General features: G+C 63.6%; 9 protein-coding genes. 5 read left to right on the forward strand and 4 right to left on the reverse strand.

Going from position 1 to position 10,384, the window contains the following annotated elements; all coding sequences use genetic code 11:
- From Q0288_RS02705 to Q0288_RS02715, 3 genes are all read right to left on the reverse strand, one after another.
- Nucleotides 1–427, reverse strand: a 427-nt coding sequence (locus Q0288_RS02705; protein ID WP_299426809.1) for a DNA-processing protein DprA, incomplete at its 3' end; no start/stop codon positions are given.
- An 18-nt stretch (nt 428–445) separates the two neighbouring features.
- Nucleotides 446–898 (reverse strand): type II toxin-antitoxin system HicB family antitoxin, encoded by a 453-nt coding sequence (locus Q0288_RS02710; protein ID WP_299426812.1) that lies wholly within the window; start codon nt 896–898, stop codon nt 446–448.
- Nucleotides 895–1,110 (reverse strand): type II toxin-antitoxin system HicA family toxin, encoded by a 216-nt coding sequence (locus Q0288_RS02715; RefSeq protein ID WP_299426815.1) that lies wholly within the window; start codon nt 1,108–1,110, stop codon nt 895–897. Before Q0288_RS02715 ends, Q0288_RS02710 begins: the two co-directional genes overlap by 4 nt.
- Nucleotides 1,111–1,466: 356 nt before the next feature.
- On the opposite strand from Q0288_RS02715, the gene Q0288_RS02720 reads away from it, so the two are divergent.
- The 5 genes from Q0288_RS02720 (at nt 1,467) to Q0288_RS02740 (ending at nt 9,069) form a co-directional block, all read left to right on the forward strand.
- The gene (locus Q0288_RS02720) at nt 1,467–3,296 is read left to right on the forward strand and encodes an N-6 DNA methylase (RefSeq protein ID WP_299426818.1); all 1,830 of its coding nucleotides are present in this window, start codon (nt 1,467–1,469) and stop codon (nt 3,294–3,296) included.
- The gene (locus tag Q0288_RS02725; protein WP_299426821.1) at nt 3,296–4,522 is read left to right on the forward strand and encodes a restriction endonuclease subunit S; all 1,227 of its coding nucleotides are present in this window, start codon (nt 3,296–3,298) and stop codon (nt 4,520–4,522) included. Before Q0288_RS02720 ends, Q0288_RS02725 begins: the two co-directional genes overlap by 1 nt.
- Entirely contained in the window at nt 4,519–5,640 is a 1,122-nt protein-coding gene (locus Q0288_RS02730) for a Fic/DOC family N-terminal domain-containing protein (protein WP_299426824.1), read from the forward strand. Before Q0288_RS02725 ends, Q0288_RS02730 begins: the two co-directional genes overlap by 4 nt.
- A 151-nt stretch (nt 5,641–5,791) precedes the next feature.
- Complete coding sequence (locus Q0288_RS02735; protein ID WP_299426827.1) at nt 5,792–8,734, forward strand: HsdR family type I site-specific deoxyribonuclease; 2,943 nt, start codon at nt 5,792–5,794, stop codon at nt 8,732–8,734.
- Nucleotides 8,731–9,069: a YgjP-like metallopeptidase domain-containing protein gene (locus Q0288_RS02740; protein ID WP_299426830.1), complete on the forward strand. Its 339-nt coding sequence runs from the start codon at nt 8,731–8,733 to the stop codon at nt 9,067–9,069. Before Q0288_RS02735 ends, Q0288_RS02740 begins: the two co-directional genes overlap by 4 nt.
- A gap of 1 nt (nt 9,070) precedes the next feature.
- Here the strand turns inward: Q0288_RS02740 and Q0288_RS02745 are convergent.
- Nucleotides 9,071–10,384: polyphosphate kinase (locus Q0288_RS02745; RefSeq protein ID WP_299426833.1), on the reverse strand; the 1,314-nt coding region annotated here is incomplete at its 5' end.

Raw genomic sequence — 10,384 nt, forward strand, 5'->3', positions numbered from 1 at the left:
GCCGGTTGCGCCGCTCGGCCCTACGGCTGTCCGCCCTTCGAACCCCATCGCCGAAGGGTGAGACCAGCAGCAGTCGTCCGGCCTCGAGCACCCTGTCAAGCTCGGCGGTCAGGCGCATCCCACCCAGCCCCCGCGCCGGACAGAGCACCACACCCCCCGTACCCTTCAGCATTACCCGCAGCACCTCCTGCTCGACCGGCGAGTGAAAGCCCCCCACCAGGGTCAGGCCCTGTTCCCTGGCCGCCCTGGCCCAGTCCTGCGCCGCAATAATCAGCCGGGCCGGACACTGGCGCGAAGAGACCACCCCCACCAGGGGTTGGTTCAGAAGCTCGAGGTTTCCCTGCACGGTCAGTCGCTCGAAGCCCCAGTCGGTCAGGCCACTGGGGAAGTTGGGGTGGGAGGGCTCGAGGCGGGTCATGACTCGCATGAAAGCATATGTGGAGAGCTAACGGGTACTCAAAGGCCGCTTCACACCCTCGCCCAACATCCCCAACTCCCTTCGCAGGGCACTCAACTCACGTCGCACCTGGGAAATGGCGCTTCTCTCCGCCAGCAGCGCCACCATGTGCTGGTTCAGGCTCACCTCCTCGGCCTCGGCCCCCTCCACCAAACGCCGGTGCAGGCTGGGGGGCATCCGCACCAGCACCCTGCCGCCGTACTCGCGCTCGGTGGAGGGCAGGGGGATCTCGTCTCCGTGCTGGTAGGCCACCTCGAGCCACAAACGGCGGGCGTCCTCGATCATCTCCAGCGCTTCTTCTACCGTCTCGCCCACCGAAACACAGCCGGGCAGATCGGGAACCAAAACGGTATAGCCCCCTTCCTTCTCGGGAACCAGCGTAACCGGGTAGCGCAGGCCCAGGTAGTAATCCAAAGGCTTACGCACACTCTGCCTCTTCATGCCTCCTCCTCCTGTAACAACTTAAGAACTTGCCTGAGGTAAGCGGCCTTTACCACCTGACCCCGGTGTTTGGGCACGACCTGGGTTCGCCCGTCCGGGTGGCGAAAGACCTGGTGGCTGCCGCTGGATCGAACCAGCTCAAATCCATACCCCAGCAGTACCCTTTCTACTTCCTCATAGCGCATCTCGGGCGGCAGACGGCGCATCTTCATAATGAGCTTCTCGAGCTGCCCCATCTGCCACTCCCTAATATGATATTACCAGTAATATCATTTGTCCATGCAAAGGTCACAATCCCGCCTCTCCTCTACCCCGCCCGGCGTACCCTCGAGCCCTCCCCTTCCAGCCGCCCCTCCCGCAGCAGCCCATTGATGAGCGAGCGGGCCATCTCGTCTATGGCGGCCCCAGTTCGGCAAAAATCTTACCTAGAACCCCTTCATGTTCACGCCAAACAGCGGGCCTGGCGCGGTGCTCATCCCGGCTCGAGCTGCGAGCTGGCACAAGTGACGTTTGATACTCGCCCTTCGCTTGAAACATAATGAGATATTTGCTATATTGCATAGCAAATATGGCACATTCCGCGAATCTTCCTTTGATCTTGCGAACAGTCCGCGCCAGGTTGAACCTAACCCAAGAAGCGCTGGCCGAACGTTTGGGCGTTTCTTTTGCCGCCGTTAACCGCTGGGAGAACGGGAGCAACAAACCCCGGAAGCCCGCCCTTTCTGCCATCTTAGCACTGGCTAGCGAGGCTGAGGTCGAGATCGAGGCAAACGGCCAGGCTGCCCCGGTCAACCCACGCCGCCGCAAAAGTGCAGCCCACATCCCCACCACCAAGCCAATGGAGCAGATGCTATGGGACGCGGCCTGCTCGATCCGCGGCGAGAAGGACGCGGCCAAGTTCAAGGACTACCTGCTGCCGCTGCTGTTCTTGAAGCGGCTGTCCGATGTCTTCGACGACGAGATCGGGCGGCTGGCCGAGGAGTACGGCGACCGTGCCACCGCCCTGGAGATTGCGGATGGCGACCATTCACTGCTGCGTTTCTACCTGCCCCCGGAGGCCCGTTGGGCGGTGATCGGCGGGCGCGAGCCCTTCGACTGGCCGCCGGACGAGCGCGGCCGCCCGACCGCTCCCAGGGACATCGGCGAGCACCTGACCCGCGCCGTGCGCGCGGTGGTGAAGCAGAACCCCACCCTCTCCGGCGTGATCGACGTGGTGGACTTTGCCGCCGAGCGCAACGGCGAGCGCGATATCAACCCGGCCAAGCTGCGCGGTGTGGTGGAGACCTTCTCCGACCCGCGCTACCGCTTGGGGCTGGCCGACGTGCAGCCCGACTTTCTGGGCCGCGCCTACGAATACCTGCTGCGCAAATTCGCTGAAGGCTCGGGCCAGAGCGCCGGTGAGTTCTTCACGCCCACCGAGGTTGGTTTCCTGATGGCCCACATCCTGCGGCCCAAGCCGGGCGAGACCTGCCACGACTATGCCTGTGGCTCGGCTGGGTTGCTCATCAAGCTACAGCTCGTCGCCCGCGAACTCGACCCCATCAGCCGGGTGCCGCTCAGGCTCTCGGGCCAGGAGCTGCAGGCCGAGAGCTACGCCGTGGCGCAGATGAACGCCATCATCCACGACATGGAGGTCGAGCTGGCCCGCGGCGACACCCTGATCAACCCCAAGTTCCGCAACGCCGACGGCACCATCCGGCGGCACGACATCGTCGTCGCCAATCCCATGTGGAACCAGCCCTTCGCGCCCGACCTCTTCGCCAACGACCCCTTCAACCGCTTCCGCACCGCGGGGGGCATCACCAGCGGCAAGGGCGACTGGGCCTGGCTGCAGCACACCCTGGCCTGCCTGGATGACCACGGCCGCGCCGCCGTAGTGCTCGACACCGGCGCCGTCACGCGCGGCTCCGGCTCCAAAAACGAAGACAGGGAGCGCAACATCCGCAAGTGGTTCGTAGACCGCGACTTCATTGACGGCGTGATCCTGCTGCCCGAAAACCTCTTCTACAACACCACCGCAGCGGGCGTGATCGTGGTGCTGCGCAAGAACAAGCCGGCAGACCGCCGCGGCAAAATCATCCTGCTCAACGCCAGCCGCCACTTCCGCAAGGGCAAACCAAAGAACTACCTGCCCGAGGAGGACATCCGCCCGCTAGCGGCGATGTACCTCAAGGGCGAGCCGGTCGAGGGCAAGCTGGCGGTGATCACCAAACAGCAGGCGGAGGAAGCAGACTACAACCTGAGTCCGAGCAGGTGGGTGGGGCAGAACGGGGCTGGGGAAGTAGGATCAGTACCGCATCTGATTCGCACGCTCGAAGAACTCAACGCTCAGGAGACGAGTCTCACGGCTGATCTAATGCGGCTTTTGCGCCCGCTGGCGAAAACGGAGAGGGTGTGATGAGCCAAGTGTGGAACATCGCTTCCGTGGCTGACTGCCTGGTTCCGGTGCCGGTTGCTGGCAAGACCAAGGTCCAGACGCGGGACTATAAGCCAGCGGGGCGGTTTCCGGTGATTGACCAAGGCCAAAACCATATTGCCGGCTGGACGGACGACGAGCGTGCAGTAATCGATGCTCCGTTGCCACTTGTAGTTTTCGGCGACCATACCCGCGTCTTTAAGTACGTGAACCAGCCATTTGCGCGTGGCGCGGACGGGACTCAACTGCTGCGCCCCAAGCCAGAAATCGACCCGCTGTTCTTCTTTTACGCCTGTCGAGCCATTGACTTACCTGCACGTGGCTATAACCGCCATTTCACCATCCTCAAGGAAAAGGAACTCGTCTATCCGGTTGACGCACAGGTACAGAAGGCGATTGCCGCTGTGCTTCGTCAAACAGAGTCAGTCATGACGCAGCAATCAATGCTTCTGGACACGTTGCAAGAACTCAAACGCGCCGCCATGCGCGAGCTGTTCACGCGCGGCCTGCGCGGCGAGCCGCAGAAGGAGACCGAGATCGGGCCGGTGCCGGAAAGTTGGGAAGTTGTCCCACTTGGCTCTCTGGGGAAGATCGGGAACGGATCAACCCCCAAGAAGACTATTTCAGCGTACTGGCACGGTGGGACGTTCCCATGGCTTACAAGTGCCAAGGTGTACGACCGCGAAATCGAAACCGCCGACCAGTTTGTGACCGATGTCGCGCTCGCCGAATGCCACTTACCACGTGTTAAGCCGGGTGCTGTGCTCATGGCGATCACTGGGCAAGGTAAGACACTGGGGCACTGTGCTGTTCTCAAAATCGAGGCGACCGTGAGTCAGCATGTTGCCTACCTTCAGACCGAAACCGATAAAGGTGATTCAAGCTTCATCAGGGGCTACCTCGAAACTCAGTACGAATTTCTGCGGCAGGTCGCAGCAGGTGGCGGTAGCACGAAGGGTGCTCTGACCTGTGCATTTCTGAGGGGGTTGCCGATCCCGTTGCCCGGCAAGGACGAGCAACGCGAAATCGTCACCATCCTGGACGCCATCGACCGCAAGATCGCCCTGCACCGGCAGAAGCGCGCGGTGCTGGAGGAGCTGTTCAAGGCCCTGTTGCACAAGCTGATGACCGGCGAGATTCGTGTGGCAGACCTTGACCTCTCGGCGCTGTCCTTGGCCTCGGTGCAAGGCGAGGAGGTCGAGGCGTGAACGGGCCTGTCCACTATCACTTGGGCGGCTTTCCTCCTGCGGCCATCGACTGGGCGCGGCTCGTGCCCCTGATCGGGCAGGCCAACGCGGCGCTGGCGCGCTACGACGGGCTGGTGGCGGCCATGCCGAACGCCGCCGTGCTGCTCTCGCCGCTCATCACGCAGGAAGCGGTGCTCTCCTCCAGGATCGAGGGCACCAACGTGACCATGGGCGAGGTGCTGGAGATTGAAGCCGGCGCCGATGCCGACGTGGCGCAGATCAAGCGCGACGATGCCGAAGAGATCAGAAACTATCGGCAGGCGCTGAGCTATGCGGCCAAGGCCGTCGCCGAACGGCCATTGACTCCGCATCTCCTGCGCGAGGCGCACCACTTGCTAATGGCGGGTGTACGCGGGCGTGACAAGGAGCCCGGCGCCTTCCGCAACGAGCAGAACTGGATCGGCCATGCTGGCTGTCCAATCGAACAGGCGAGTTTCGTGCCGATCCCCCAAACGCATCTCCAGGCCGGACTCGACGCCTGGGCCGCCTATGCGGCAAGCAGCAACGAGCCCGATCCGCTGGTACAGCTTGCCATCGTCCACGCGGAGTTCGAGGCTTTGCATCCGTTCAAGGACGGCAACGGGCGGCTCGGCCGCATGATCATCCCGCTCTTTCTCTACGAGCGGCGTATCCTCGGCGGGCCGAACTTCTACATGAGCGGCTATCTGGAGGCCCGGCGCGACGAATACATCGAACGGCTGCGCGCCGTTTCGCGCGACGGCGACTGGACCGGGTGGTCGGCCTTCTTCCTGCAGGGTCTGATTGAGCAGGCGTCTGAGAACCAGTCCAAGGCACAGGCGATTGTCGCCCTGCATCAGCGCATGCAGCACGAGGTCGCCGAGCGAACCCGTTCGCAGTTCTCGGCACTGGCGGTCGATTTCATCTTCTCCCGCCCGATCTTCTCCAGCAGCCACTTCGTAGACGGCTCGCAGATCCCGCGTGAGACTGCCATCCGGATTCTGCGTGTGCTCCGGGAGGCAGAAGTGCTCCGAGTGCTCCGTCAGGGGGCGGGCCGACGGGCGGCGATCTACGCCTTCCCTGAGCTTCTCAATATCGCCGAAGGGAGGGTCGTCCTTTGAGTGTCACGCCTTACACACAACAGATTTTGTGTGTAGCGGAATCGGTATCTGTGACACACAAATGCAATTGTCTGGAACCGATGACCCACAAGACGCCCGCGATGCCCCGCTGGGATATAGCACAACTAGCCCATGGCCGAAGGCGGCAAGCATGAGCACCCTCAAAATCTCTGAGGCCGGCACGGTGCAATTCCCCATGGTGGAGCACGCGGTGGAGATCGGCTGGACGCCGCTCACGCCGGAGGATGCGCGCGCCAAGCGTGGCGGCGAGGCAGGTACCTTCTTCCGCGAGGTGCTCGAGGACAGGCTCGCGGCGTTCAACCCCTGGCTGTCCGCCGACGCCGTGCGCTCGGTGGTGGAAACTCTGGACGCGCTGCCGGCTACCATCGAGGGCAACCGCGAGCTGCTGGCCTGGCTGCGCGGTGAGCGCCAGTGGTACGACGAAGCCGAGAAGCGCCACCGGCCAGTGACGGTGATTGACTTCGAGCACGTGGCTGACAACGTGTTCCACGTGACGTGGGAGTGGAAGATCAAGCCGCCTGCGCGCAAGGGCAACCGGGCCGACGTGATGTTTGTGGTCAACGGTGTGCCGGTGGTGATCGTCGAGCACAAGAACCCCAAGGACGGCGATGCCATCGAGCGGGGGATCAAGCAACTGCGCCGCTACGAGCTAGAAACACCGGAGCTGCTGGCCACGGCACAGCTCTTCAACGTGACGCATGTGCTTGAGTACTGGTACGGCGTGACCTGGAACGCCAGCCGGCGCGCCATGGCCCGCTGGAAGCAGACGCCGGATGAGACCTACCGCTTCGCGGTGCAAGCCTTTTTCGAGCCGACCGAGTTCCTGCGCACCCTGCAGCACTGGATCTTGTTCTACGTGGAAGATGGCGAGACGCGCAAGTCGGTGCTGCGCCAGCACCAGCGGCGAGCGATTGATGCCATTCTGAACCGCTGCGCCGACCCGGCCAAGACCCGCGGCCTGGTCTGGCACACCCAGGGCTCCGGCAAGACCTTTACCCTGCTGACCGCTGCGCGGTTGATCCTGGAGGACAAGGCACGTTTCGCCAACGCGACGGTGATCCTGGTGGTGGACCGCACCGAACTGGAAGGCCAGTTGAAGGGCTGGGTCGAGCGCCTGCTGGGCGAGATGCAGAGCCAGGACATCGCGGTCAGGCGGGCCAACCACAAGGCCGAGTTGCAGTCGTTGCTGGATGCCGACTTTCGCGGCCTGATCATCTCGATGATCCACAAGTTTGAGGCCATCCGCAAGGATAGCTGCCTGCGCGACAACGTCTACGTCTTCATTGACGAGGCGCACCGCTCGGTGGCCAAGGAACTCGGCACCTACCTGATGGCTGCGGTGCCCAAGGCCACCATCATCGGCTTCACCGGCACGCCTATCAAGCGCACCTCGCAGGGCGAAAGCACCTTCAAGATTTTCGGCATGCAGGACGAGCTGGGCTACCTGGACAAGTACTCCATCGCCGAGTCCATTGCCGACGAGACCACCCTGCCCATCAAGCATCTGATGGCCCCGAGCGAGATGACGGTGCCGGCTGAGCGGCTGGATCAGGAGTTCTTCGCGCTGGCCGATAGCGAAGGCGTGACCGATATCGAGGAGCTGAACAAGGTGCTCGACCGCGCCGTGGGGCTGCGCACCTTCCTGACCGCGGACGACCGCGTCGAGAAGGTGGCCGCCTTCATCGCCGAGCACTTCCAGGAGAACGTGCTACCGCTGGGCTACAAGGCCTTCGTGGTGGCCGTCAACCGCGAGGCCTGCGCCAAATACAAGAAAGCGCTGGATAAGCTGCTGCCGCCCGAGTGGTCGGTGCCGGTCTACACCGAGAACGCGGCGGATGCCCTCGACCGCCCCCTGGTGGCCGAACTCCAGCTTTCCCCCGAGCGGGAAGAGAACGCCCGGCTGCTGTTCAAGAAGCCTGCCGAGAACCCCAAGATCCTGATCGTCACCGACAAGCTGCTCACCGGCTACGACGCGCCGCTGCTGTACTGCCTGTACCTCGACAAGCCGATGCGTGACCACGTGCTGCTGCAAGCCATTGCGCGCGCGAACCGCCCCTATGTGGATGCGGGCGGCGTGCAGAAGCGAGTCGGGCTGGTGGTGGACTTTGTGGGCGTGCTGCGCGAGCTAAAGAAAGCCCTGCAATTCGACTCGTCGGATGTCGGCGGCGTGATTGAAGACCTGGACGTACTGCTACAGGACTTCCTTCAGAAGATTGCACAGGCCGAAAAAGACTACCTGCAGGTCTCCAGCGGCGACACGCCGGACGAGCGGCTGGAAAAGCTGGTCTTTGGTCGCTTCCTGGCACCCGAAGCGCGCAAGGCCTTCTTCGAGGCATACAAGGAGCTCGAGGCGCTGTGGGAAATTCTTTCACCTTCGCCGGAGCTGCGCGATCACATCGGCACCTACAAGCAGCTGACCCAGCTCTATGCCGCCGTGCGCAATGCCTACGCCGAAAAGGTCGGCTTCGTGGCGGACCTGGCCTACAAGACGCGCCGCCTGATCGAGGAGAGCGCAGAACAGCAAGGGCTGGGGCGGCTGACCAAGAGTGTGACCTTCGACGTGGCGACCCTGCAGGCGCTGCGCAAGGAGGACGGCCCAGACGAAGGCAAGGTTTTCAATCTCGTGCGTGGCTTGCAGCATGAGATGGACGGCAACCCGGCGGTCTTGCCGGTGCTGCAGCCGCTGAAAGACCGCGCCGAGCGCATCATCAAAGACCTGGAGGAACGCAAAACGACCGGTCTGGCCGCCATGGACCAGCTGGCAGCGCTAGCGGCAGAAAAGGAAGTAGCCATGAAGGCGGCGCGCGACAGCGGCCTGTCTGCCCGGGCTTTCGCGGTGTTCTGGGTGCTGCGCGATGACTCGGCCATCAAGACGGCGGGGATCGATACGATGACGCTAGCCAAGGAGGCCGAGGAGCTGTTGGGCCGGTTCCCGAACGCCCTGGTCAACGCCGACGAGCAGCGGCGGCTGCGCGCATCGCTGTACAAGCCGTTGCTCACGCTGGCACAGGACGAACGGGCGCGGGTCGTGGATCTGGTAGTGAGATTGTTGCTTGTGGAGGCGAGGGAATGAAGTCTTCCCAGTACCCGGCGCAGGACTTGCGACGCCGCGTGCTGGCCTGGGCCGTCAAGCTGAAGGTCAATCCCCGCGTGGTTCGGGTGCAGGAGATGCGCAGGAAGTGGGGTTCCTGCTCGTCGGCGGGAACCGTCACCCTGGCCACTGACTTGCTTGACCAAGAGGAGCACTTTCAAGACTACGTGATTGTTCATGAACTGCTCCACCTGCGCTATGCAAGCCACGGCAGGGTGTTCAAGGCGCTTTTGAGCGCGCATGTGCCCGGTTGGCGCCAAATGCACCACAAGAGCCGTTCCTTGTCTAAAGAAAGCGGCGTGATCAGCAAAAAGTAGATCACCCCAGCCGCTGCCCATCGTGCTTCCCCCCCCAGCGCCGCTCCTGTCCCTGTGGGGTGAGGATAAAACTGTTGCGGTCGTCGGTAATCTGGGCCAGCAAAATGTCGAGCGCCTTGCGCCTGGCCCGGGCGTCCAGGATAGGGAAAAACAGCTCGTAGCGGCGGTCGAGGTTGCGCGGCATGGCATCGGCGCTGCCGGCCCAGACCCGCCACTTGCCGTTGTTGTGGAACGCCGCGATGCGGGCGTGCTCCAGAAAGCGGCCTACCAGGCTCCGAACCTCGAGCCCCTCCCAGAGGGTGGTGAGGGTGCTGCGGACGATCAGGTGCAGCCGGGCCCCCTGGTTCAGGGCGGACTCGAGGGCCTCCAGGATGGCAGGGTCGGTGAGGTGGTTGAACTTCAGGATGATCTGGCCCTTTTTGTGGGCCTCGCCCGCGATGCCTTGCAGCAGAACATCCCGAACCGCACTGGCGGTGCGGAGGGTGGCGAGGGCCGGGCTCTGGCGGGCCTCGAGGGCCGCAAAAAAGCTCTGCACATCGGCGGTAAGGAGCGGGTTGGCGGTAAAGAACGAGAGGTCGGTGTAGAGCCGCCCATTGATGGGGTTGTAGTTGCCGGTGCCCAGATGGGCGTAGGCATGGCCGGCCCGGCGCACGTAGAGGGCCTTGGCGTGGACTTTCTTGCTCGGCAGCGGCAGCACCCGCACCCCGGCCCCGGCAAAGCGCAGGCTCCACTCGAGGTTGGCCAGTTCGTCGAAGCGGGCCCGGCCTTCCAGCAACACCGCCACGTCCTTCCCGGCTCTGGCAGCCTGGATCAGGGCCTCGGCGATGCCGTTTTCCTGCCCGATGCGGTAGAGGGTGGCCCGCAGGGCCTCTACTCTGGGGTCTTGCGCGGCAGCGAGTGCGAAGGCTTCAACCGCGCCATAGTCCTCGAAGGGGTGGTAGAGCACCAGGTCGCGGCGGTTCAGGTAGGCCCAGGGGTCTTTGGCGAAACCCTTGGGCTTCTGGGGAACGAGGGGCTTGAATTTCTCGCTGGCCGGCCCCCTCGAGACAATGGTGGAGACAAAGCTCAGGTCGAGCGGTGGAGCCAGCTGGAAGACCTCCGGGGGTTCCAGACCCAGGGCCACCCGGATGGTTTCGGCCCACAGGGCGGGGAAGTCCTCCTCGAGCTCGAGGTGGCTGACCCTGCCGTCCAGACGGGTCTCGAGGGCCTCGGGCAGTTCGTCCCAGTCGGCGCGGGAGCGGGCCAGTTCGGCCAGCCGCACAAAGCGGAACTCGAACAGGGGGTGCTTCTGGTTGCCGGGCAGGAAGCGGTCGCC

It is taken from the genome of uncultured Meiothermus sp., assembly GCF_937863175.1.
Lineage (GTDB): Bacteria > Deinococcota > Deinococci > Deinococcales > Thermaceae > Meiothermus.

Coding starts and splice junctions, on each gene's coding strand:
- Q0288_RS02715 (WP_299426815.1), bottom strand. CDS start 1,110: ATGAAGATGCGCCGTCTGCCGCCCGAGATGCGCTATGAGGAAGTAGAA.
- Q0288_RS02725 (WP_299426821.1), top strand. CDS start 3,296: ATGAGCCAAGTGTGGAACATCGCTTCCGTGGCTGACTGCCTGGTTCCG.
- Q0288_RS02720 (WP_299426818.1), top strand. CDS start 1,467: ATGGCACATTCCGCGAATCTTCCTTTGATCTTGCGAACAGTCCGCGCC.
- Q0288_RS02735 (WP_299426827.1), top strand. CDS start 5,792: ATGAGCACCCTCAAAATCTCTGAGGCCGGCACGGTGCAATTCCCCATG.
- Q0288_RS02740 (WP_299426830.1), top strand. CDS start 8,731: ATGAAGTCTTCCCAGTACCCGGCGCAGGACTTGCGACGCCGCGTGCTG.
- Q0288_RS02710 (WP_299426812.1), bottom strand. CDS start 898: ATGAAGAGGCAGAGTGTGCGTAAGCCTTTGGATTACTACCTGGGCCTG.